Source organism: Pseudoalteromonas sp. Of11M-6 (assembly GCF_022347905.1).
GTDB lineage: Bacteria > Pseudomonadota > Gammaproteobacteria > Enterobacterales > Alteromonadaceae > Pseudoalteromonas.
Genome location: NZ_JAKRFW010000005.1, coordinates 66,376 through 92,262 on the forward strand (window position 1 = coordinate 66,376; position 25,887 = coordinate 92,262).

Annotated in this window: 10 protein-coding genes; all 10 read left to right on the forward strand. The window is 46.0% G+C overall.

The window, feature by feature from the left end; translation table 11 throughout:
* Window position 1: 1 nt before the first annotated feature.
* On the forward strand, window positions 2-9,754 hold the full coding sequence (locus MHN32_RS04170) for a non-ribosomal peptide synthetase (RefSeq protein WP_239421001.1): 9,753 nt from the start codon (window positions 2-4) through the stop codon (window positions 9,752-9,754).
* Window positions 9,751-14,280, forward strand: coding sequence for a non-ribosomal peptide synthetase (locus MHN32_RS04175; protein WP_239421002.1), 4,530 nt, complete (start codon window positions 9,751-9,753; stop codon window positions 14,278-14,280). Before MHN32_RS04170 ends, MHN32_RS04175 begins: the two co-directional genes overlap by 4 nt.
* Complete coding sequence (locus MHN32_RS04180) at window positions 14,273-15,055, forward strand: alpha/beta fold hydrolase (protein WP_239421003.1); 783 nt, start codon at window positions 14,273-14,275, stop codon at window positions 15,053-15,055. Before MHN32_RS04175 ends, MHN32_RS04180 begins: the two co-directional genes overlap by 8 nt.
* Window positions 15,056-15,236: 181 nt before the next feature.
* Window positions 15,237-16,193 carry an ABC transporter substrate-binding protein gene (locus MHN32_RS04185; RefSeq protein WP_239421004.1) on the forward strand — a complete coding sequence of 319 codons (957 nt, stop codon included), beginning with the start codon at window positions 15,237-15,239 and terminating at the stop codon, window positions 16,191-16,193.
* An 85-nt stretch (window positions 16,194-16,278) separates the two neighbouring features.
* Window positions 16,279-17,226, forward strand: coding sequence for an iron ABC transporter permease (locus MHN32_RS04190; protein ID WP_239421005.1), 948 nt, complete (start codon window positions 16,279-16,281; stop codon window positions 17,224-17,226).
* Window positions 17,223-18,296 carry an iron ABC transporter permease gene (locus MHN32_RS04195; protein ID WP_239421006.1) on the forward strand — a complete coding sequence of 358 codons (1,074 nt, stop codon included), beginning with the start codon at window positions 17,223-17,225 and terminating at the stop codon, window positions 18,294-18,296. The genes MHN32_RS04190 and MHN32_RS04195 overlap by 4 nt, the downstream gene beginning before the upstream one ends.
* 8 nt (window positions 18,297-18,304) lie before the next feature.
* Complete coding sequence (locus tag MHN32_RS04200) at window positions 18,305-19,135, forward strand: ABC transporter ATP-binding protein (RefSeq protein ID WP_239421007.1); 831 nt, start codon at window positions 18,305-18,307, stop codon at window positions 19,133-19,135.
* A gap of 23 nt (window positions 19,136-19,158) precedes the next feature.
* A complete protein-coding gene (locus tag MHN32_RS04205) occupies window positions 19,159-20,034 on the forward strand; it encodes an ABC transporter ATP-binding protein (protein ID WP_239421008.1) in 876 nt (291 codons plus the stop codon).
* A 9-nt stretch (window positions 20,035-20,043) separates the two neighbouring features.
* Window positions 20,044-23,373, forward strand: a complete 3,330-nt coding sequence (locus MHN32_RS04210) for a hypothetical protein (RefSeq protein WP_239421009.1) — start codon at window positions 20,044-20,046, stop codon at window positions 23,371-23,373.
* 269 nt (window positions 23,374-23,642) lie between these two features.
* Window positions 23,643-25,793 (forward strand): TonB-dependent receptor, encoded by a 2,151-nt coding sequence (locus MHN32_RS04215; RefSeq protein ID WP_239421010.1) that lies wholly within the window; start codon window positions 23,643-23,645, stop codon window positions 25,791-25,793.
* Window positions 25,794-25,887 lie beyond the last annotated feature (94 nt).

Below are 25,887 nucleotides of genomic sequence, written 5' to 3' on the forward strand. Positions count from 1 at the left end.
CATGGCACAGGTAAAGTCCCCCCTAAATAAGAAACAGCTGTTAAAACATGTACAAGCGTTTGTGCAAACACCGCTTGAAGACAAGCTAGATGCCAACCTTATTGAACTTGGCTTAGACTCAATGCATATGATGCGTTTGGTCAATCAGTGGCGAAAACAAGGCACAAAAGTGACCTTTTCAAAACTGATTGAACAACCAGTTCTTAGCGACTGGATAACACTTTTATGCACGCAAACAGATACTGATGTCGAAGTTACTGAAGCCCCTAAACTACCCGATATAGATCCCTACGCAGAGTTTGAGCTCACTGACGTGCAATATGCCTATTGGATTGGTCGCCAAGATGAGCAAGAGCTTGGTGGCGTCGGTTGTCACGCCTATCTGGAAATAGACAATCAAGACATCGACCCAATTAGGCTCGAACAAGCTTGGCATGCACTTTATCACTATCATCCCATGCTACGTGCGCAGTTTACTGAATCAGGTACCCAGCAAGTGCATTCACAGCTTCCCACTCCGGGGCTTGCAATTAACGACTTTAGGTCACTAACTCTTGATGAGGCAACTAAAGCGGCAGAACAAATCCGCAGCCGTCTATCACACCGAAAATTAGGTATTGAGTATGGTCAAACCCTTGGGCTGGAATTGAGTTTACTTCCCGAAGGAAAATGTCGGATCCACTTTGATGTAGACCTACTGATCGCTGACGTGCAGAGCTTAAATATCTTATTAAAAGATCTTGCGGTGCTTTATCATGGCGGTACACTCAACACGGATCCACACTGGAGCTTCGCAAAGTATCTAGCGTTTGAAAATGCACAAAATAAAGATAAGTTTGAAGCAGACAAAGCTTATTGGCAAACGCGTTTAGCAACTCTACCTTCGGGCCCACAGCTTCCCCTTCGTTGCGACCCTCGAGCGATCACTCGACCAACATTTTCTCGCCGTTTGCACACCTTGAGCCAGTACCAGTGGAAGACGCTTAAAAATACCGCACAACAGCATCAAGTGACGCCCGCTATGTTGCTCGTCACTAGTTATGCGTACGTACTTGCCAAATTTAGTACCGAGCAGAAATTCACGCTGAACTTACCACTTTTTGATCGCAAGACTCAGCACCCAGGCATTGAAAACGTGGTTGCCGACTTCACCAATCTATTGCTTTTAGATTGTGATTTTAGTGAAGCTAAAGGTTTTATTGATCATACAAAAGCAATACAAAGCCAATTTCACCAAAACGTTGCACACAGTGATTATTCCGCAGTTCAAATCCAACGCGATTTAGTAAAACACGGTTATGCACAGGGTGTGAGCGCACCTATCGTATTTGCCTGTAACTTAGGCACCCCACTTCTGTCGCAACAAGACACGGTATTAGGTCAATTTAACTATATGATCTCGCAAACGCCGCAAGTGTGGTTAGACCATCAAGTGTATGAAGTCGATGAAGGTTTGATGCTGGCATGGGATGCTGTGGATGAGATTTTCCCAGAGTCGCTAATTGATACTATGTTTGCAAGCTATGTTGCATTACTTGAAAACCTAGCGGCAAATAGCAGTGCATGGCACGCATTACATCTTATTGACCTGCCAGAGTATCAGCAAATCCAACGCAAAGCAGCCAATAACACCCATGCACCTTATACCCCACATACATTGCATGAAGCATTTTTTAGAGGTGCTCAGGTACACCCAGATAAGACTGCATTAATATTCAACACCGAACGGTTAAGCTATCGCACCGTCGCTGAAAAAGCGCTACGCATAGCCGCTTATTTGAAGCAACAAGGGCTGAATAGTGCAGAACCTGTAGCCGTAACATTACCCAGAAGCGCTGAGCAGATCATAGCGATACTTGGAATACTGGCAGCTGGTGGCTGTTATGTGCCTATAGGACCTCACCAGCCTCAATCACGGCGAGAAAAGATCCATCGCACCGCAGAGGTCAAGCTAGCAATTGCTATTGGTGACGATCCAGAACATGACCCAGCAGTAAAATGTATTGATATTCAACAAGCGCTTTTAGCTGAGCCACTAGAATCAGCTGTTATCACAGACCCTGCAAATCCCGCCTATATCATATTCACATCGGGCTCTACAGGTGAACCCAAAGGGGTTGAAATGAGTCATCAGGCCACTGCCAATACCATTTATCAGCTCAATAAAGACTATCAAATTGGCCAAGATAGCTGTGCGCTCGGGGTTTCAGCGCTTGATTTTGACCTTTCTATATATGATATTTTTGGTTTGTTAAGTGTTGGCGGACAGCTAGTCGTTATTGATGAGCAGCAGCGCCGTGATGCACAAGCATGGCTTGAGCTGGTACATCAACACAAGGTAACTATTTGGAACTCTGTTCCGATATTGCTAGATATGCTTTTGACCACGGCGGAACAAGATAGCCGCCAACTGCACTTTGAGCAGGTGATGTTGTCTGGTGATTGGATAGGCTTAGACCTTCCTCCTCGGCTACAACATATCAGCGCCACCAATCCACCTATTATTGCAATGGGTGGCGCAACAGAAGCAGCTATTTGGTCAAACCGGTGTGAAGTTCGCTCACCACTGCCACTGCATTGGCACTCAATCCCATACGGTAAACCTCTGCCAAACCAAAAGTATCGCGTTGTTGATAAGCACGGTCAAGATTGCCCAGATTGGGTTCCTGGTGAGCTATGGATCGGCGGTATTGGTCTAGCAACTTGTTATCGTGGTGATAGCACGCAAACGGCGGCACGCTTCGTTGAACAACATGGCGAGCGTTGGTATCGCACTGGCGACCAAGGTCGTTACTGGCCTGATGGCAACCTCGAGTTTTTAGGACGCATCGATCATCAAGTTAAAATACGCGGGCATCGTATTGAGTTGGGTGAAATTGATACAGCCCTTGCCAATATTAATGGTGTTCAGCGCGCTGTTACCGTGACCATTGGCGAGCCTAAGAGCCTAGCGAGTGTTGTGGTTTTAGCTGCTCAAAGCACGTTAGACAGCGCCGCCATACAACGCCAATTACACAAGCTACTGCCAGATTATATGGTGCCAAGCCATATCGAATTTGCACCGCAGCTGCCACTCAGTGGCAATGGTAAAATAGACCGAAAAGCACTTGTCAACCAGCTGGCTGCCACGCAGCAGCAGTGTGCGTTGAGTTTAACCGCGCCGCAAACAGACAACGAAAAATGCCTTGCCAATATATGGCGGTCTTTACTGGGGGTTGAGCAAATCGGTCAGCAAAGCCATTTCTTCGAGTTAGGTGGAGATAGCTTAATTGCGACTCAGCTTATTGCAAAGCTCAAACAACAAGGTTTGGCATCTCCAAAACCACTGCCCGACTTATTCTCATCTCCTCAATTAAGCGCCTACGCAGCGCGTTTAGAAAGCATCGCGCCGATAACAAAACTCGAAATAGTGGCAGATCTAGATAATCGTTATGCACCATTCCCTCTCACCGAGGTACAACGTGCTTATTGGATGGGCCAAACACCGGGATTGCCGCTTAACTGCAGCACTTTGTATTTGCTAGAGTTGGAGGGAGAAAATGTCGATATTCAACGTATGGCAAAAGCTTGGGACCAACTGGTTGAGCACCATGAGATGCTGCGAGCAGTGATCACACCAGACGGTCAGCAACAACTGCTGTCTCATTTACCTGCGGTGTCTATTGCACAAGTGAGCTTGAAATCAGAAACCAATAATCACGCCAATGCTGCTCGGGATCATCTCCACCAGTTTTGGCGTAGAATTTGTGAACAAGCGCTACAAAGCCACGACCAAAATGAGTCAGTGACGTTACCTAATCACCGTATTTGCGCCGTAAATTATGGTACTAATAAGACCCGTTTAGGGATCATTTTTGATTACTTAACGCTCGATGGATTTAGTATTAAATTGCTGCTAGATCAGCTTGCAAGCCGTTATAACGATCCCGCTTATCACTTGCCGGAGATTAGTGTTTCGTTTAGAGACTACGTGATCCAAGTGCAACACAATGATGCAGAGCGTATAGCTGCACAAGCATACTGGCGAGAACAGATTAATACCTTACCACCTGCGCCACAATTACCACTGGTACAAGACCCACAAAATATTACTAAACCTGAATTTGTGCGCCGCGAAGCACAACTAGATGCGACTACTTGGCAAGCACTTAAAAATAAAGCGAGATCCTATGGCATTACCCCTTCAGTACTACTATTAACGGCCTACAGCAATGTGCTGAGGCGCTGGAGCGAAGGTGATCACACGCTCAATTTAACCCTGTTTGACCGCCAAGACGTGCACGAGGATATCAATAAAGTGTTTGGTGACTTCACCACATTAGCCCCCATCGCATTTCGTAAAAATGTTGGTGACTCATTATTGGCACAAGCGCAGGAAGCGCAGCTGCAAATTGCACAGGCTATTGAACACAAAGCAATTTCATCAATTTGGATCCAGCGCGAACAAGCTCGCCATAGCACACTCACATCAGCAGCGCTGCCTGTGGTATTTACCAGCACCTTGGGTCTTGGTGGCGGCTTATTTGAAAACTCAAACGGCGATTTCCCCAAGATTGTACCTGGAGGTTTATCACAAACACCGCAAGTTTGGCTCGACCATCAATTATACGAATTTGATGGTTCACTTATTCTATCTTGGGATGCGGTGGATGCACTTTTCCCAGCCGGTATGATTGATGACATGTTCAACAGCTATGTTGGTGCGCTTGAAAAGCTGTGTCATAGCAGCTGGGAAGAGGCGTTGTCCTTACCATTACCTGATGCACAAGCGCATACACGTCTCGCGGTAAATCACACCGAACGCCCACAAACACCACGCACTTTGCACCATGCTATTTTTGCGCACGCACAGCAAAATCCCTGCGACACGGCACTGGTATTTGAAAACTCGCATGTCAGTTATGCACAGCTATGTGAGCAAGCGCTCTGTATTGCAGCGCTATTGCAGCAACATCAGCTCGAACCAGCAGAACCTGTTGCAGTCACTTTGCCACGTGGCATAAATCAAATTGCTGCTATTTTGGGAGTTATGGCTGCGGGCGGCTGTTACGTGCCAATCGGGATCCATCAGCCTGCGAGTCGTCAGGCAAAAATACATCGTATAGCAGGGATCCGATTAGTTCTTACTGACAGTGATCACTTTGAAGTCGAATCCATCGAGTCAGTGATAAGGTTGGACGTGGCTACAGCAAGTACACCACAAGCAATGCCTATAGAAGTATCACCAGAACAACCTGCATACATTATTTTTACCTCGGGCTCGACTGGTGAACCAAAAGGGGTGGAAATGTGCCATCAGGCAACCGCAAACACCATAGATCAAATCAATCAACTCTATAAAATTGATAAACATAGCTGTGTATTAGCAGTGTCTGCAGTGGATTTCGACTTGTCGGTATACGATATCTTTGGCTTACTCGGTGTGGGGGGCCAAGTTGTGTTGCTCAGTGATGAAAACCGCCGCGATGCCAGCGAATGGTTACAGCTCGTGCACCAACATAATATCACTGTCTGGAACTCTGTACCCGTCCTGCTGGATATGTTGCTCATCGTTGCAGAGCAAGATGACAGGCAACTGCCTTTCAAACAAGTGATGTTGTCAGGTGATTGGATTGGCCTAGATATTCCACCGCGTTTACAAGCCAAAAATAAAGCCGAAGTTCCACTTATCGCTATGGGTGGCGCAACAGAAGCAGCTATTTGGTCGAATTTCTGTGAGGTAAGAGACGACATTCCAGCTCACTGGAGCTCCATTCCTTACGGTAAACCACTACCGAACCAAACCTACCGTGTCGTCGATGCCTACGGACGCGACTGCCCAGATTGGGTTGCTGGTGAGCTATGGATAGGTGGCGCAGGCCTTGCTAGTGCGTATCGGGGAGATAAAAAGCTCACAGCTGAGCGCTTTGTCAACCACGAAGGTACTCGTTGGTATCGTACCGGCGATAGAGGTAGATACTGGCCAGATGGCAACCTTGAGTTCTTAGGGCGTATAGATCACCAAGTGAAAGTACGCGGTCATCGTATTGAACTGGGTGAAATTGATACGGCTCTCGCCCGTATTAAAGGCATTTCTCGTGGAGTGGCATTAACCATTAGCGAGCCTAAAATGTTGGTTGCTGCACTGGTAATGGATGAAAGCACGAAACTGGATCTCGATGCAGTAAAAACAGAACTTGCTCTTTCTTTGCCCGATTATATGGTACCGAGTCACTTTTTAGCCTTAAATGCACTGCCACTAAGCGCTAATGGGAAAGTAGATAGAAAACAACTTGCTACCCAGTTTGACGACCAACTTAGCGTTGAAGTGGCTGTCACAGCGCCACAAACAGATAACGAACTTCAAGTTGCACAGCTTTGGAAAGACTTACTGGGGGTTGCCAATGTTGGCCTAGAAAGCAGCTTTTTTGCACTCGGTGGCGATTCGCTCCTGGCGACCCAATTCCTGACTCAGCTCGCCCACCGTGGGTTGTCGACCAAGCAACCTTTACGCACTTTGTTTGCCAACCCAACGCTTGGTGCATTTGCAGCAACACTTGAGATGCATGAAGCCACACAGTGCAAGCAAATTGTAGCTAGACCCGAACATCAGTTTGAACTATTTGCACTGACTGAAGTACAAAGTGCTTATTGGTTAGGCCAAACCCCGGGCTTCCCGCTTAATTGCGGCACTCACTACTTACTCGAACTCGATAGTTTAACGCTTGATACCGAGCGAATGATGCTCGCATGGAAAAAGCTGTATGCACGCCATGATATGTTGCGCGCCCAAGTGAGCGATAATAACCAACAGGTTGTGTTGCAGCAAAGCGGCATACCAAAATTGGATATCGATCCAATGACTTACACCTGTTTAGAGCAAGCACGAACGCAAATTCACGCATGGTGGCAAACTAAAAATAGCCAACATTTACATGATGCGATAACGATTAAAGTTGCAAGATATCAAGCGGGTGAAACTGAGCGTACGCGTCTTGCTTTGATGTTTAACTACATGACACTAGACGGCTATAGCATCATGTTGTTATTGCGCGAATTCGCTGCTTTATACCAAGCGCCAGATACTGAACTAACGCCACTTTCCTTAACCTTTAGAGACTATGTCACCCAAGTTCAACATAGCCAGCAAGCCACAGATGAAGCCCAAGCATACTGGCAAGAACGTTTACCTACCTTGCCGGATGCTGCGGCACTACCACTGGCACAAGATCCACTGCAAATTGAACACAGCGAATTCTCTCGCCGCAGTGCAAGATTGCCAAAAGCCAAGTGGCAAGCCATTAAACAAGCGGCTCGCTCGCAAAATGTAACACCAAGTATTTTAGTGCTGAGTGCCTATGCGGAAGTACTCAGTCAGTACAGTGGTGGCCATGCACATACCTTAAATTTAACTCTATTTGATCGTCAAAATGTACATCCAGAAGTTGGCAGTATTGTTGGTGATTTTACGTCTCTGGCCCCCCTTGCTTACCACCCTGATGAGCACATCACAATTGCTCAACATGCAAAGCAACTACAAGAGCAACTTGCTGATGTACTTGATCACCGAGCAGTTTCATCAGTGTGGGTGCAAAGAGAGCGTAGCCGAACTATGGGGCGCACCGCAGCTGCATTGCCCATTGTCTTTACCAGTACGTTAGGGATGGCTGACGACTTACTGGCAGACTCTTTCAATGAAGATTTACCGCAATTTACCGATGGCGGATTGTCAGCAACCCCACAGGTTTGGCTTGATCATCAAATGTATGAGTTCAGAGGTGAGCTAATTCTATCTTGGGATGCCGTCGATGCACTGTTTCCAGCTGAGTTGCTAGACAATATGTTTAGCCGTTTCTTAACATTACTGGACGAAGTATCTATTTCAACGGATACAGCATTTAGCCACGCATTACCCAAATCTCAACAGTTGGTGCGAGACCGAGTAAACAACACCTACGCTGAACAAACGCCTCGTACTTTGCACCAAGCGATGTTTGACTATGCCCGTCAGCACCCCGATACCGTTGCGCTGATAGCTGATGAGCAAATAGTAACCTATGGCCAATTGGCTGACAAAGCACTGCGTATCGCCCACTTACTTACTCAACGAGGACTATCGCTGAGTGAAGCGGTGGCAGTGAGCTTGCCAAGAGGGGTAGATCAGGTTGCTGCCGTATTTGGCATTATGGCCGCTGGAGGCTGCTATGTGCCAATTGGTATTCATCAACCCACCAGCCGTCAAGCGAAAATTCATCGCACTGCGGGGATCCGTTGGATACTTACGAACGAAGCACACATCAACCAAGACGTTGAGCAGGGTGTCACTCGCCTCAATGTAACGGATGCAGAGGACTTTACGCCACTGGCAACCCCCTTGACAGTAGCAACAGATGCACCCGCATATGTGATCTTTACCTCAGGTTCTACCGGTGAACCCAAAGGGGTCGAAATGTGTCATCAAGCGACTGCAAATACCATTGACCAGCTAAATCGACACTATGCTATCAACAGCAATAGCCGAGTACTTGCTGTTTCTGCATTGGATTTTGATCTCTCGGTATACGATCTATTTGGCTTGTTAAGCGTTGGCGGCAGTGTTGTATTACTCAATGAGGCAAGCCGTAGAGACGCAGCTACGTGGCTTGAACTAGTGCATCAACATCATGTCACTACTTGGAATTCAGTGCCGATATTGCTCGACATGCTACTGGTCGTCGCTGAAAACGATGCACGCCCACTACCATTTTCGCAAGTGATGCTATCGGGTGATTGGATTGGCCTAGATTTACCGCCAAGATTACAAGCCAAGACTCACTCACAGATCCCATTAATTGCCATGGGTGGTGCCACTGAAGCAGCCATTTGGTCAAACAGCTGTGAGGTAAAAGGTGAGCTGCCAGAACATTGGTCATCTATTCCATACGGTAAACCGCTCCCGAACCAAACATATCGTGTAGTAGACCCATGTGGCCGTGATTGTCCAGATTGGGTTGCAGGTGAACTATGGATCGGAGGCGTGGGCCTTGCCACTGCCTATCGAGGAGATAAAAAATTAACGGATCAGCGCTTTGTGATGGCCGATGGTAAGCGTTGGTACCGCACTGGTGACCGCGGTCGTTACTGGCCGGATGGCAACCTCGAGTTCTTAGGCCGAATTGATCACCAAGTTAAGGTGCGCGGACATCGCATTGAGCTCGGTGAAATCGACGCCGCCTTGGCTCAGGTTAAAGGCTTAAGTCGCGGTGTTGCACTAACAATTGGTGAGCCGAAAAAGCTGGTTGCTGCCTTTGTTAAGGAAGCCCAAGCCACGCTAGATACACAGGTAATTACTGCACAACTGGAACAGCAACTTCCAGAATACATGGTGCCCAGCCATTTATTAGAACTTGAGACATTACCGCTAAGCGCCAACGGTAAAATTGACCGAAAGCAATTGCTCAATGAATTTATGGCATTGGAGCTAAAGCAAGCTGAGTTCGAGGCGCCTGAAGGTGAGCTTGAAGAACAGCTTGCAAAAATCTGGCAATCACTTTTAAAACGCCCTCAGCTCTCTCGCCACGACGACTTTTTTGCCATAGGTGGTGATAGCTTGAGCGCAACACAGCTTATCCAAACACTGCAACAACAACACATTATTCCAACATCTGTGTCACTTACAGCACTATTTAGCGCCCCAAGTATTGCCAGCTTCGCTAATGCCATAACACAAGCTTGGCGTGACCTAAGCGGCACAACCTCTGACACAGATGAACTATTTGAAGAGGGTACATTATGACAATCGCCAGTATTATCGCTGACTTCGAAAGCCGCGGCGTTTACCTGTGGGCCGATCAAGGCAACTTAAAATTTAAGGCCCCTGCTGGAGTAATGACAGCAGCACTAAAAACACAATTACAAGACAACAAAGCAGCGCTTATCGACTATTTAAGCGACCCTGTAATGGCAGCTATAGAGCCTAATTATGCAGACCGCTATCAGCCGTTTCCACTAACCGATTTACAGGTCGCTTACTTAGTTGGCCGTAATAATGCCGTTGAGTATGGCGGTGTTGGCTGTCATAGTTACATTGAATTAGACCTACCGAATGTTGATGCAAAACGCCTGCAAACGGCTTGGCACAAGTTAGTTGAGCGCCACGATATGCTACGCGCTATTATCAACCTTGATGGTACTCAACAAATTATCGCACAGGTTACGCCAAAAGCGATCCGCGTGCATGAATTTGCAGCGCTTGATCAGCAAACTCGTCAGCAAAAACTATTAGGCCTGCGTGAACAGTTGGCTCACCGCCACTATCAACCGGATAAATGGCCACAATATGACTTACACCTTAGCCAAACCGGTGAAGGGTCAATTCTACATTTTTCTATCGACTTGCTTATCGCCGATTTTGCTAGCATTCAAATTATGCTCGCCGAGCTCGGTGAATTATATAACCATCCAGAGCGTGCTCTTGCGCCTCTGGGGGTTTCGTACCGAGATATTGTTATCGCGCGCAAAGCCTTGTTAGAACATCCTAAAACAGCACAGCGCTATGAACAGCACAAAGCCTATTGGCTAGAACGCATTAAAACGCTGCCAGCTCCTCCCGAGATACCAAGAGCAAAAAGTACAGGCAACGAGGAAAGCGTCGCGTTTTCTCGCTTACATTTTAAGTTAGACCCCACCCTTTGGCAGCGCCTTGGCGAGCGAGCGGCAAGGCATAAACTAACACCTTCTAGCCTTGTATTAGCCGCATTTACAGAGGTAATTGGACGCTGGTCTCGCCATCCTAATTTTTGTTTAAACCTCACTATGTTGAATCGCGCCAATGTGCACCCAGATGTCCGTGGCGTGGTTGGCGACTTTATCGCAGTAAACGTGTTAGGGGTATCGCCAGATCCGCAAGCGGGTTTCGCCAAGCGGGCAAGTCAGTTACAGCAACAACTTTGGCGTGATTTGGAACACAGCGACTTTACTGGCGTTGAAGTATTACGAGCTATGAACCAAATACAGCAAAGCAATACCATAGTACCAATTGTCTACACTAGCACCCTTGGTTTGTCAGGTGATGAGTTAGACAGCAACCAATTTATGCATGATGCACAGTTGCGTTACGGAATTACTCAAACGCCGCAAGTCTGGCTTGATTGTCAAGCAACGGAGCGCAGTGGAGAGCTGATCGTAGATTGGGATATCCGTCAAGGGATTTTCCAAGCCGGTGTGATTGAGCAAGCACATCAAGCATTTTGTGAACTATTACACGGGCTGGCTAATAATGAAGCACTATGGCAGTCCACCAGCCCGGTGAGTTTGCCAAAGCAAACGCAAGTACACATCACCGCGCTAAACGACACCAAAACAGAACAAGCTAAAGGATATTTGCACTCTGGATTTGCACGACATGTTCTAGATACCCCAGATCAAATTGCGGTGATCGACCAAAACGGCGAAATGACTTACCAACAACTTGCACAGTTGGCACTTCAAATCAGGCTCACCTTTGTCGACTCGGTAAAACCGAACGACCATATTGCAATCGTATCAGACAAAAGCACACAACAAATTGCAGCAGTGTTTGCTGTATTGTTTGCCGATTGTGTGTATGTACCTATTGAGGCAAAACACCCGCTTGCTCGTCAGCAATCAATCATCGCTAACTCAGGTGCCAAAATCGTACTCACAGAGTTGCAATATGCTAACCTAGACTTTGGCTCTGATGTCACTGTTATTGCATTAGATCAATTACTACCGGCTATTCCGCAGCAGGACCTTCAAGGTTTATTGGAAATATTCACGCAACGTCGACAGCAGCAAATTTTTGTCAAAGCCCCAGCTTATGTAATATACACCTCCGGTACGACAGGTCAGCCAAAAGGGGTGCAGCTATCGCACGGCGCAGCACTGAATACCGTGCTGGAAATTAATCGCCTGTATGATATCAACCCGAAAGATAAAACCTTAGGACTGGTGAGCTACGGCTTTGATCTCTCAGTTTGGGATATCTTTGGTACACTCTCAGCAGGGGCGACTTTGGTATTACCAGCTCAAGAGCTGCGAGGAGATCCAAACCACTGGCATCAAGTGATAGCCAAGCATCAGGTCAGTCTGTGGAATTCGGTGCCTGCGCAAATGCAAATGCTGATGACCAGTTTGCCATGGGCGGAAGATCAGACGCTCAGTACACTTAGGCTGGCCATGCTTTCTGGCGATTGGATCCCTGTCCAACTTGCAAAGCAAGTAATCCAACAACTGCCTCATATTGACCTGAACAGCCAAGGTGGCCCTACAGAAACTGCGATTTGGTGTGTCCAGCACACTGTCAAAGACATCGCGGATGATGCTGCTTCAGTACCATATGGTAAGCCACTAGCAAACCACCAAATTCACATTTTAAATGACCGACTAGAGCCTTGCCCAACTTGGGTCACCGGCGAAATGTATATTGCAGGTGATGGTTTGGCATTAGGGTATTTAAACGATAAACAAAAAACTGCTGAGCTATTTATTAAACATCCACAAACAGGTGAAAGGCTTTATCGCTCTGGCGATTTAGGCTGCATTATGGATGACGGCATCATTGCCATTCAAGGGCGCGAAGATGGCCAAGTCAAAATCAATGGTCATCGTATTGAGTTGGGTGAAATAGAGTCAACTATTGCCGCACACCCAGCTGTAAAAGACGTCGCGGTGGTCAATCTATCTACTGATGGTAACTTAGCTGCGGCACTGGTTGTCAAAGAAGTAACCGATAGCGAAATCATCTTCAGTGAGTTGGGCACCTTACTTAATGACAAGTTGCCTAAATACATGTTACCGACGCATTTCTTTACCTTAGACACACTTCCTCTTAGTCAGAACAGTAAAGTTGATAGAAAACAGCTTAAAGTACAATTGACGCAATTACAGCAGCAACTGACAACACAATATGAAGCACCATTTGACAATCATGTTAAGCGAACTGTGGCGCAAATCTGGCGTGATTTACTCAACGTGACGGAGGTATCGCGCCACGATGATTTTTTCCAACTTGGTGGTACCAGCTTAAATGCCATCAACCTGCTAAGCGCATTTCTAGCAGCAGGCTTTGATGCAGATATTGACCTGATTTTCAATCACGCCGTATTCAGCGAAATGTCCGAAGCACTGGCAAAAGCAAATGAAGCAAAACAAGCATGGCTTGAGAGCATTGATTTAAACAGCATGGCTACTGAAGCACTCGAAGGCCTTGCTGATGCCCTACCGTATGATTCGAATTCCGAGCCAAAAACCCTATTATTGACTGGCAGCACGGGGTATTTGGGTAGCTATGTTTTGCGCGAAATATTGGATACTACGGATTATCGTATTCTATGCTTGATGCGCTGTGATGATATTCAGCATGGATTCTCGCGCTTGGAGCAGGCCGCAGCAGAAAAAGGCCTACCGACAACTATACCTCACGAGCGTATTCAGATAATCAGCGGTACGATGTCCGAGCCTTACTTTGGTTTAAGCAATACAGACTATCAAGCTCTAAGTGCACAAGTGGATGTGATAGTTCACAATGCATCGATCATTAACCTCATGGATCCGCTTTCTGCTCTTTACCCAACCAACGTCGAAGGCGCCCGTGAAATTATCCGCTTAGCAAGCTCGCATCAAGTGAAGCCAGTGCATTATATTTCTACTATCGGAGTACACCACGCGTTACCAAGTGATGTACCTCAGCCCGTGGTAGAACATACCCAAGTGGTGCCATGGCGTGAAGTGGAGTTAACGTATGAGCAGTCAAAAATTATGGCTGAAACCTTATTTACTGAAGCAAGAAGACACGGCGTACCAGTCAATATTTTACGTCCCGGAACCATCACTTGGGCAACCACAGAAACACCCTTTATTAATGATGATGCATTCTTAAAATTTTATCGTGCTTGCTTGAATATTCACGCCTATCCTGCGTCCGAGCTGGCGGTAAACATTGTTCCCGTAGACTATGTGGCAACCTGCATCACGGCCATAGTGAAAGGTGCGACGGGCCAAAACAGTAACTTCCACTTAGTGTCAGACCAAAGTACCGATGTTGCACAGATCTATAATTGGTTTAACGAACTCGGTTGCGATATTCAACCAATTGATTTTATAACATGGAAAGACAAACTCAATGACAACTTTGTGCGCAGCTTTGTTGAGCTTTACTTCAAGCAAGGTATGGACTCAGGTGGTCACCACCAATACGCCACAGATAACCTAAAATCCATATTGGCCCAATTCAGTCTCCCAAACTTTGCGGTCAGCCGCGATTACCTCAAGCCACTTACACAGAAGTACAACAATGCTTAATACCACATACACCAACAACAGTGCGTGTTACCGCATTTTTAAAGCACGCCCCAATGCCTCTAAACGGTTAATCATTTTGCCTCATGCAGGGGGCAGTGCAAGCTACTTTCGTCACTGGGCTAATATCGCCGACTCAGATTTAGAAGTCGTGGTTGTACAATATCCAGGTCGTGAAAACCGCATGGCTGAGCCTTTGATTTCGGACATGGATCGTTTGGTCGGCAACTTGGCCACAGGACTTAAAGCAATACTCAACAAGCCTTATATCTTGTTTGGACATAGTATGGGCGGCGGTATCGCTTACGAACTTGCCGAGCGCATTCAGGCCTATCGCTATCCGCCTCCAACTCAACTGGTGGTGTCTGCTGTTGAAGGACCTAGTTGCCACCATGCGACCGAAGTACACAAAGCCCCCGATGAAGTCATGCTTAATGAGCTTAAACGTCTTAATGGTACGGAGGTTGATCTCAATGCCCTTCCAGAGCTACTAGAGATGATGTTGCCGTTGCTGCGCAATGATTACCAGTTAATTGAGACTTATCAACCAAACCTTAATGCACCAAAATTGCAGCTTCCAATCACCGTGATGCTCGGGTCAACTGATACCGAGCTCACCTACGAAGAAGCCCAAGCCTGGCAACAAGTGAGTAGTCAGCCCATCAACATTGAGGTCTATGAAGGTGGCCATTTCTATTTAGCCAATCATGTTGAGGCTATTTTGACCCATTTGGGGACGCTGTTCCCAGTGCAAAAAACATGGTTGTGTGCACCTTAGTAACTAATCCCCCTTGAGAGTAAAGTTTGTTCAAACTAGGAGCTGCCCCACAGCTCCTTCTTCCAGCGCTGTTAAAATTATCTCTTTTGGGGATTACAAATCCGATGTGGGTAGTGCTGGGTTTTTAAGCATTGCAAAATGTACCTATTAAACCAACTCAATTATTCGCAAGGAAACGCTAATGCGTCGCTTCATATTGCTATTTTGTGCATGTTTATCAACATTATCGTCTCTCAGCGTTAATGCTCAGTTTCCTGTCGTAGTGAAAGATGACCGCGACAAACTTGTTACTATTAACACTTCACCCAAAAAGGTCGCCGCTGTCTCCGTATTTGGTGCTGATTTACTCAGTGCTCTAGGTATGCAAGCTGCAGCGATCTCAACACTCAATCATCAGATGTCACCCTACCTCGGTGAGCAAACTAAACATATGCTAGATCTTGGTGAAATTCATGAGACGAACTTGGAAGTGTTGACTGCGCTACAACCCGATCTCACCATCGGGCTGCGTACCTACACCGAACCATTTGAAGCCAAATTTGAGGAGATCAGTCCCTTTTTAGCTTATGACTTGGTCACCAAATCCGACTCAGATCGGGCTATAATCTCTGCGGCTAAAGCGCTGGGCAAGGAAGCAAAAGGTGCTGAATTAAATCGAGTATTTGCAGAGCAGCTCAAGCATTTTGCAACTGCACCTCTAAAAGCACAATCTGTGGTGTTTTTGTGGCATTGGTCAGATGTACCTTATGCATTTTACGACCATCATTTTACCGTTGAAATGATGGCGACCCTCAAAGGTAAAAATAGCGTCGGCACCTCTCCACAGCCGGACTTAAAAAAGCTTGATTCCGCCCCGATTTCGATGGAGTCGTTGTTAAAGCTTAACCCTGATGTAATTATTTCCTTCAAAGGCGAACCTGGGCCCTTTAAATCACATCCAGTTTGGAAGCAGCTCAAAGCCGTTACCAATGGCCGCGCCTACCGAGTCGCAGACCATTACGTGATGCCCCACGGCCCAATTGCTAGAAGGCTCGTCTTACAAGAATTAGCGCACCTATTGCACCCTGACCAATTTGCCCCACCAAGCGACCTAGCTAATAAAGCACGGGCCACACCAATGCAATTTGGTCATTTATAGCAGGTAATGTAAGCACGCTATGATTAACTCAGAGAGACCTCGCTTCGCTACAACGCCCACTGGCTTATATCTAATCGGCGTATGTATGTTACTACTCAGCCTACTGCTGTCTTTAACAATCGGCGACTATCAGCTCACATTAAAAGAAGTTTGGTCAGTACTTATTAACCCGTCAAAGTCACAAGCTAGTTTTGTCGTTTGGGAGCTGAGACTACCTCGTCTAACATTGGCTATCATTGCAGGTACAACACTTGGCATAGCAGGAGCCATTATTCAGGCAGTAACACAAAATGAGCTCGCATCCCCAAGCCTCGTCGGCGTCTCTTCTGGAGCCGCATTGGCTATTGTACTGGTCCTCACTTTTACCGGTTTAAGTACCTACTTCCAATTTATAGCGGGTATATTTGGCGGTGCTTTGGCGATGTCAGTCACACTATGGCTTTCTTGGAAGCAAAAACTAGAGCCTGTGAATCTTATTCTATCTGGTTTATGCGTTTCTCTGTTTTGCGCCGCCGCAACAACTTTGCTACTAATCTCGGTAAGCACTGACACTAGAGGGTTGTTTTATTGGTTGCTTGGCAGCGTTGCAAATCGCACTTGGCAACATGTGTCGTTATTAGCTCCTATCGCATTACTCGGTCTTATTTTATGTGCACTGTTAGCCCGTCCGCTCACCGTTTTACAACTCGATAGCGATGTCGTAAACAGTATTGGGGGAAGTGTAAAACGCTGGCGTATTCAAACGCTCACCGTTGCCGTTGTGCTAACATCTGCCACCGTGGCTGTTACGGGCCCCATCGCTTTTGTGGGGCTGGTTGCTCCTCACTTGTGCCGCACTTTACTGCCCAAGCACTTGGCTTATGAGTACCGCTATGTCTTATTTGGCAGCGCGCTAAGCGGTGCTGTGCTTGTCAGTCTGTCCGACTTACTGGCAAATTATCAGGAGATCCCTGTGGGTATACTATGCGTGCTGTTTGGCGGACCAAGCTTAGTTTGGCTCATCCAATCTCGCTATCAGCAGGCGTCTATATGAATCGAACAATGACTATATCCGCTTGCCGAGAAATTAAGCCTTGGCCTTTCTATGGTTTATTAATCTCACTCATCGCGCTACTTATTTGCTTATTTTTTACCGCGCTAAGTATGGGGTCTGTACCACTGTCGATGCAATCTGTTTGGCAGATACTGATTTCCTCAATACCACAAAATAGTGATTCGAATATTCTTTGGCAGCTGCGTTTACCTCGCTCATTGTTAGCCATGTTGGTTGGGATCCATTTTGCGCTGGCAGGACTAATTTTACAGGCCGTGATCCGCAACCCACTTGCCGACCCTAGTATCTTAGGAGTCAATGGTGGCGCGAGTTTAGCTATCGTACTTTGTTTACTTGTGGTGGATTATATTCAACTTCATGTATTCGGCTTCAGTGATTTCAATTTTAACTTTGCTTGGCTTCCCGCTGTAGCATTGCTCGGTGGGGTGCTAGCCACGGCTTTGGTGTTGAAACTTAGTTGGCGACAGCAACTACAGCCTAATCAATTGGCGCTTAACGGGGTCGCGATAGGCGCGGTGTTAAATGCTTTAGTTATGTGGGCCATTTTGGCATGGGGAGGGAATCGTACAGAAACCAGTTTGATTTGGTTAGCAGGTAGCCTGTATGGCAGGGACTTTAGTCAATTGTTTTTGCTTCTTCCTTGGACATTTGTTGGCGTGCTTAGTTGCTTCGCATTATTAAAGTATTTGTCGATACTGCAATTAGATAGCGATGCCGCACGAACTTTAGGGCTAAACGTCACTAGGTGGCGTTTAATTAGCTTATTGATTGCGGTAGCACTGGCGGCCAGTGCCACCGCAATCACGGGTCCACTCGGGTTCGTTGGTTTAATTGTGCCACACTTTGCCAAAGTGCTACTTAACCGACTCGGCTTAGGTACCAGCCTCCCCCACCTGATGGTGGTCTGTATGTTAGCTGGGGCTTCATTAACGCTGGCGGCAGACATTGCAAGCCGAACGCTCATCTCTCCTTTGGAAATCCCCACAGGCACGCTAACCACCTTGATGGGCATTCCCATCTTGCTGTTATTGATCCGCCGCCAAAATTAGGATTTATCATGTTAAATGCAGATCAAATAACCTTACATTATCAACATAGGCCGGTGCTAAAAGACTTGTCGGTCTCTATTGCACGTCATCAGATCACGGCAATTGTCGGTCCAAATGGCAGTGGTAAGTCCACCTTACTTAAACTACTTGGCGGACTCATTCAACCGCAGCAAGGGACTATCTCTTTGGAGCAACAGCCGCTTCACCAATGGCCCCCTAAAACGCTAGCAAAGAAACTCGCATTACTTGGCCAAAGTCCACAAGCTCCAAGTGGTATGCTCGTTAAACAGCTTGTTGGTCATGGTCGGTTTCCCTATTTAGGAATGTTCAAGACATTATCGCAACATGATCAGGATGCCATTACTTGGGCGCTCAAAAAGACCAAACTTGACGCGTTGCAACATAAGCCGTTACAGCATTTATCTGGTGGTGAGCGCCAAAGAGCATGGTTAGCAATGGCCTTGGCACAGCAATCTGAAATTTTACTCCTAGACGAACCCACGACTTATCTAGACTTAGGTCATCAATTTCAGCTTTTAGAATTACTTAAGCAGTTACAAATTCATGAACACAAAACCATTGTGATGGTGCTACACGATATCAATCAAGCCAGTCAATTCAGTGACCGAATTATCGCTCTTAACAATGGCTCGATAATAGCTGATGGCACACCGCAACAAGTCGTCACAGAGCAAATCATTAAACGGCTGTTCAACATTGATGTTGCTATTGTGTCTCAGTGCTATGGCCAGATAACTAAGCCGCTGTGCTTGCCACTTGGAACAGAGGATCAATTTACCTCTAATTCAGCGGCGCCACTGCGCAGTGTCGCAATCTAAAATCAACAACAGAAGCTAATGAAATGGAATTAGAAATTCGTGACGTATCAAAAACGTATGCAAACGGTGTTCACGCACTAAAAGATATCAATTTAACCATAAGCAAGGGCATGTTCGGCCTGCTTGGTCCCAACGGAGCTGGTAAAAGCAGTATTATGCGCACCATTGCCACCCTACAAACGCCCGACAGTGGCAAAATATATTTTGATGGGCAAGATATCTTCACAAACCCTGCTGAGTTCCGTCGTCAACTGGGCTACTTGCCTCAGGATTTTGGTGTTTATGCAAATGCATCCGCCACCGATATGCTGGACTATTTCGCTCGTTTAAAGGGTATTCACAATGCCAAGGAACGAAAAAGTCGAATTAATGAATTGTTGGAGCTGGTTAACCTCACAGAGCATTGTCATAAAGCGGTAGATACATACTCAGGTGGCATGCGCCAGCGGTTTGGTATAGCGCAAGTTTTATTGACCAACCCTAAGATCATCATTGTTGATGAACCAACCGCAGGACTAGACCCTGCAGAGCGCAACCGCTTTTATAGTATTTTGCACCAACTCACTGACAGTGCCATTGTGATCCTCTCCACACATATTGTAGGAGACGTCACCAACCTTTGTGATGATATGGGGATCCTCAACCGAGGAACTCTACTGGCACGCGGCAAGCCCGATGAGCTCGTCGCCTCAATAGAGCACCAGATTTGGCACAAATCAGTATCAAGAAATGAGTTGAAAACACTACGAGACAATTACAAAGTGATTTCGACACGTATTGTTAAAGGCAACATCCAAGCCACTATCCAAAGCGACACCGCACCCACCGCAAACTTTATTCAAAGCACTGCGGACCTAGAAGACTTTTACTTCAGCTACGTCCCTGAACTTGCGGTTTAAGGAGCATGTATGTTCACCAGTTTTTTGTTTGAGTTAAAATATCGACTACGCTCCGTAGCCACTTGGGGTTGTTTAATAGCCATGATAGCCATGGGCTACCGAGAAATGTTAGGCGGTGAATGGGATACTCTCATGCAAAGTGGCAGGGTTGCACGCAACTCGCCATATGCAATCTATTACTTGTTTATGTACTACACATTTTGGGCTGCCACGGTGGGTAGCGCACTGGTAGTCCCAACATTACTCAGGGATCTTAATTCTAAAACTGCAGACTATTTATATAGTTTTGATATCAATAGCAAACACTATTTTATCGGTAAATATTTAGCGAGTTTAGCTATTGTGCTGTTAGTCATGAGCTCAGTTGTCATCGCCATGGTGACTTTACCTCTGATCTCAAGCCTCTTTGGACTCTACCCAGATAGTGATTTTATAGCAACTTCATGGCCCCATATTTTACACGCTATACTGCTTTGGGTACTCCCAGCTTGCATTGTTTATACCGCTATTCCGTTTGCGCTCACGGCACTCACTGGACGCGCTACACCAGCTTATGCAGCGATGATGATAGCCGTTGGCTCGTTTGTCATTATCACCGCTTTGTTTGGTGACGGCGCACCACAAGCCCCTTGGCTGCAAGTTGTTGATCCATTGGGTAAGGTCACAGTTGAAGGACAAATCTTTTACTGGACGGCACAGCAAAGAATGACCCAGTTTTTGAACTTAGAGAGCGCATTACTTTACAATCGTTTGCTTTATTTAGCACTAGCATTAGCTTTGCTGGTATTTTCATGGTGGCGCTTCGATTTAACGAAATTTAGAACCAGTAACAACAAAAAAGCCTCAGCAAAACCCGTTGCAAAAGCGCAACAACACACGCACAGTTCAAGCAAACTAAATATGAACCCATTAACCTTGATAACCAATAAAGCCACAGTCTACTGGCTTAAATTCAGCGCCTACTCCGGTTATCTTCAAGCTCGCCAAATCATTACTAATAAGGCGTTTTACCTATCAATGTTGACGCTTTCGTTGATGCTGATCATCGCCGGGTTAAGCTACCGTTTGCCGGGCATGGAGGGCAGCGCAGCTATTTTGCCAAGAACGCACACGCGGCTTCCCGTGTTAATTTATCCCAGTTTGATTTTTACCATGCTTGCCGCCGCTTTTTTTATAGTTGATCAGTGCCACAAAGACCACCAGCTAAATACCGCACAGCTGGTCGCTGTGTGCCCAACGCCCGATTGGCAAGCTCCTTTAAGCCATATAATCTGCGCTGTTCTTATTGCGTTCGTATTAATGCTAGTGCCTATTTCAGGCTTATTGGGTACACAATTTATACAAGGTTATCTTGACCCCGATTGGCAAAGTTTATTGCATTTGAGTATGCTTGTTTTGCTGCCATTAATGCTCGCTTACGTGTTTATAGCCATCATTAGTTACGGGCTATTGCAGTCTAAAGTTGCCGCACAGGTATGTGCCGTGGTGCTCTGTATTTCTCCTGCGATATTCAATGAAACTCACGCGATAGAGAACTTTATGTATTTATGGGCATGGCCATCTATTGCTCAACTTTCCGAAATTGCATCTACAGAGCAATTTATCATCAGAGATCTCAATCTTATGCTCTACTGGCTCAGTTTTTATTGTGTATTGCTAGTATTAAGTAGCTGGCTGTGGACACGAGGTGTGCTTGCACCTTTTAAAGAAAGATTAATAGCTTTACCACAAAAGGTTACACCGCGATCACTGGCTATTATGCTGTTGTCAGGCACTGTTTTTGGCTATCAAGCCTATTCAATTCATCAAGAGATGATCATTAACGGTCAATTTGAAACACAAGCCGATGGTTATGCTGTGCAAGCCGACTACGAAAACCAATACCGGCAATTCGATACACAACCGCAGCCTAAAATTCGCCACGCTGAAATTGCCATATCGCTACACCCAAATCAGCGCGCTATACAATACACGGCCAACTTAACGCTGGTTAATTCACACCAGAATGCAATCGAGCAGTTGCTACTCAACACCAACAACTATACCGCTTTTGATGAAATCTTACTTTCTGGTCAAGCGCTTTCACTGCTCGCTTTAGACAAAGCGCATCATGCCTCGGTTTGGGGCTTGAGTACGCCTCTCATTCATGAGCAACAAAGTCAGCTCAGTTTTACGGCTTCAGTCAAATATCAAGGCTATAGTAATCACGCAACTGATTACATTGGCAAAGTGACAAAAAATGCCAGCTATATTGATGCAAGTTTTTGGCCCTCCATTGGGTTCGAGAAAAACAACATCATCAAAGACAACGTGTTACGAGAGAAGTTTAACCTCGACCCGCTGGCACCAGACTTTTTCAGCCAATCACAAACACTAGACTTGTACCAACACGACGACGCCGATCTGCTCACCTATAAACTAAAAATTGACGTCCCCAACAATCAAGTAGTTGTGGCGCCGGGGGATCTGCAGAAACACCAAACACAAGGACAGCGCCACAGCTATGAATTTCAAACAATGACTGCGAGTCATTGGGATCCTGTCATAGTGAGCGCCGGATACAAAATTCACCAGTCTACATGGACAAGCGCAAAAACCGGACAAGATATTCCCATAGACCTGTTTTACCTTAACGCCGATGAAGCCATCCTAAATTCCATGATACAACGAGCAAAACATGCACTTGAACAAGGCGAAGCAATATTTGGAACCTACCCATACAACAGCTTAAAAATAGCAGCGTTACCTCAGGGTATGGGAGAACAAACGGTTAGCGCAAATTTAGTGCTTATCCCCGAAATGTCCGCTTGGCAAAACAATTATCATGATCCATCCAGTTCCGACTGGTTAGAATACACCGTACACGATGCAGTTGCTCAGGTTTGGTGGCAGAATATCGCAATCGCAAACACCGCAGGTTACCCCATACTGTCTGAGGGGGTGCCAACTTGGTTTGCGCTGACCAAATCAAGATTGAGTAGCAAAGCAACACAACAACTATTGGCTAGCATTAAAAATGACTACTTATTAGCACGTACTAAAGAGTCCGGTGTGGAGAAAAACGCCTTAGCATTGACGCACCAACCATACGCCAAAAGTAAATCGCAGCTTATTGTTTATGAAGTGTCACAGCTCATTGATAATGAGCAATTTAGCAATGTGATCAATGATACCCTAGCACATTATCGAGTGCAGAGCGCTTCACAGCCCATATCGGCACAACACTTGTACCTGAAGCTGTTGCAAGCCGTAAATCAGCCTAAACATGAAAAACAACTAGATATATTATTTCACCAAATGACGCTACATGACGCAAAAGTGCAAAATCTATCTCTGTAAACCCCCATTACAAACGATTAGGGCTGCCACATAAGCGCCCTAATTACTATCAGCCTTGTTCGCTACCTTTAAAAAAAACCGCACAGAGGGGTAATGGCCGTTTTCGGGTAGTGGCTCTCCTTGCTTATTCAGACAATAACGGGCAATAAAAACAGGGCCGACCAAATGGTCAACGCTGACGAGAAGTAAGCCTAAAAACCCATTTCTAGCGCAGCATAACTCAATGCCCAACTACTCTACTATTCGTTGTTACTAGGAGCTAATTTACTATGTTTCGTTATAAGCTGACGTCTGCGGCCAAACCTCTCTTCTCCACTTCTAAACTCAACTATCACATTTCGCGTACCTTGTTAGCAATGAGTTTAGGCGTTTTCTCTTCAGCAGTATTTGCTGATGATCAAGCCAAACATATCGACTTGGAACGAATTGAGGTTACTTCTGAAAAGCGTACCGTGAATATTATGGAAGTTGCTTCTAGCGTAACGGCTATTTTTGGACAAGAACTAGTCGACTCTGAAGCCTATTCAATCACAGATCTTGGACAAGCGATCCCGAGTGTTCACGTTTATAGCTGGGGTGGCCGAAGAGACAGTAATGTATTTATTCGTGGCATAGGCCCGGGTTTATTCACCGAACCCACCATAGGTTTTTACGTCGATGGCGTGAATTATAGTAGCAATAGTATTTTTGATTTGGACCTTGTGGATATAGAGCGTATTGAGGTCCTAAGGGGCCCTCAAGGCACACTATATGGGGGCAATTCTCTGGCTGGTGTTATTAATATCATCACCAAACAACCAGACGAAATGCCGGAGTTCAAAGGTGCCTTTTCTGCAGATAACTTTGGCTCAAAGCGGGTTAGATTAGGTGTGAATACCCCCTTGACTGCGGATAATCTATTTCTCGGCTTATCAGCTTCGGCATACAACACCGATGGACATCTTGAAAATACCTACTTAGATAAAGACTTTGGTGCACGCGACGATCTGAGTGCAAGAGCTAAACTTAGATGGATCGCGTCAGACAATCTTGAAGCCAATTTTGTGGTGGATTATGAACGTTTTCGTGGCGATTCGTATGCGATGGGACAACTTGAGCGTATCAAAGCCAACCCAGATCACATAGAACATGATTTTGAAGGAGTTGACGATCGTGATGCACTTGGGGCTTCGGTTACACTGGATTATAGCGGTGACAATGTAAACTTCATCTCGATCACAAGCTGGCGTGACTGGGATAACCTGAACACCGCGGATCAAGATACAGGCAATGACGCAGGATATCAGTTCCATAGTCACTCTGAGGACGACTTTGATCAGCTCTCCCATGAAATGCGTTGGAGCTCTAAAAATACTGAAGACTACCATTGGCTAGTCGGGTTCTATGCCTATCAATCAGATACCCAGAGTACGACAAGAAATGATCTAAACTTCTCCTCTATGTACCCAGGTAGTGGACCCATGGTTGATCGTTCGATTATCGGGAAAGATGACCAAGCTTGGGCAGTATTTGGCCAGGTTGACTACGCAATCACTCAGGATATTACCGTCATTGCAGGGTTACGCTACCATAAAGAACAGCGAGAAGCCGATATTAACATCGACTCTCAGTCCACTGGAGTAACCTCGCAACACGGTGGCAAGGAAGAATTCAGCGAAGTTCTACCCAAATTAGCCCTCTCTTATCAAACTGCCAATAATGACCTTGTTTACGCGTCTTGGAGTAAAGGTTACCGAGCAGGAGGATTTGACACATTATATCCCAACTTAAGCAAGCCTAGCTTTGAGCCTGAATACAGTAATAACTATGAAATCGCCTATAAAGCACTAGCGCTAGAAAACCAACTGAGCTTTTCAATCACTGCATTTTACGTTTCTTTAGACGACCAACAAGTGCAACAGATGTTAGAAAACACCACCATTATCACTGATAACGCTGGCGAAAGTACCAGCCGGGGTGTTGAATTTGAGTCGCGCTACCAGCCTCACCCGGATTGGACCATTGGCTTCTCAAGTAGTTATGTTGACGCCACTTATAGCGAGTATGAAAGTGTGAACTTTGCAACTGGTGTAATAGAAGATTATTCCGATAATCGTTTACCAAACACGCCTAAGATCAGTGCCAACCTGTCCATTAGCAATCGTACAGAACTCAACAGCGACTTCACCTTATTCACGCAGTTAGAAAACATTTATATGGGCGATCACTACTTTGATGCAGGTAACCAAATGAAGCAACCTGCATATCACCTTTTAAATGCCAAAGTGGGACTTGAAAGCGAAAGCTGGTACGCGCACTTATGGGTGAAGAATGCGCTTGATGAATATTACTCAAAAGTTGCATTTAACTTTGGTTTCGGTGTCACGGCAGAAGCAGGAAACCCGAGAACCATAGGCCTCACTGTAGGTACTAATTTCTAAACCAATGACGAGTGGAAAGTGGCGCACGCACTAAGCGCCACCGTGACGTTGTATAAATAATATCAATGCGTTGATACGCTTATTAAGGGAGTTA